Here is a 1,091-nt window from a genome sequence, read left to right on the forward strand (position 1 = left end):
ATCTCGGCTCTTCGCATTTTAATTAACACGATTCGCTTATCCATCAGCAATTCGTTAAATTATCCGTCTCATTCCTAATTTTCATTAATTGCTATGTTATTAGAAGGCATTGAAACGTTACTTGTACTAAGTAAAGAAAAAACCATGAGCCGCACTGGTAGTCAGCTGTACATCAGCCAATCTGCGGTGAGTAAACGTATCGCCAATTTAGAAAAAAAGTTAGGAAAGAAACTGATCGAGCCAAACGGCAGACACATTAAACTAACCTCGGATGCTCTGGCCCTTATCAATACGATAGAGCCCACATTCAATGAGTTACGAGGACAGATTTACGATCAGCAAGAGCTCGAAGATACGTCATTAATAAAAATGGATTGCTCAGAAACTCTCGTCGCAGGTTATCTGAGTATGATTATGGAAGAGCAACTGGCACGCGATCCTTATCTCAGAATCTCTACCAATCACACTCCGAGAATCGTTGAAAACGTAAAATCAGGGCGAGCGACCCTAGGATTCTGCGCTGGTTACTTACCTTCTCATCACGGTTTGATGAGCGTTCATCTCGCCGATGAGCCTTTCTCTATAATAAGTAAGCACCCACTAACTCAATTACCAGAAGCAATTTTAACTAACGATTTGAATAACCCAGCCAATACATACCAGCAAGCCATTTTGTCCAAGAACGAGATCCAACCTTTGATGGAGATGGACTCCTACACTGCGGCAGCGCAATTAGCTTTAAAAGGTATGGCACCAGCACTGATACCTAAATCCATCATCAAAACACTCAACATCGCATCAAATTTCTGTTTTGAATTCGAAGAACTAGAGCCTCTAATTCGCCCAATACACATCTGTCTTCGCCACAACACATACCGCAATCAGCGAATTAAAACAGTGTTAGAAGCCATTGCTGATGTTGTTGCCAAAGAAGTTTTGTTGCCATCAGCATAGACATGGTAATCACTAGAGGTCGAATCCACTTTTGACCTTTGGTAACCACCACTTTTGCGCCAAGTTGAGCGCCAATAAAGCCACCGACCGCCATCGTCAAACCAATTTCCCATACAGGTAACCCTGCTAGAACGAAA

Annotated in this window: 1 protein-coding gene and 1 pseudogene; one reads left to right on the plus strand and one right to left on the minus strand. The window is 42.3% G+C overall.

Annotated elements, in window-relative coordinates:
* Positions 1-93 precede the first annotated feature (93 nt).
* Positions 94-954, plus strand: coding sequence for a LysR family transcriptional regulator (locus R7Q47_RS26100; protein WP_318090243.1), 861 nt, complete (start codon positions 94-96; stop codon positions 952-954).
* Here R7Q47_RS26100 and R7Q47_RS26105 read toward each other — a convergent pair.
* Positions 890-1,091: pseudogene (locus R7Q47_RS26105) on the minus strand (hypothetical protein); the annotation flags it as partial. The gene R7Q47_RS26100 and the pseudogene R7Q47_RS26105 sit on opposite strands and share 65 nt — an antisense overlap.

The sequence above is a fragment of the Vibrio sp. Vb0349 genome, assembly GCF_033338975.1.

Bases quoted from the DNA above. Each gene is read 5' to 3' on its own strand.
- R7Q47_RS26100 (WP_318090243.1), top strand. From the start codon at position 94: ATGTTATTAGAAGGCATTGAAACGTTACTTGTACTAAGTAAAGAAAAA.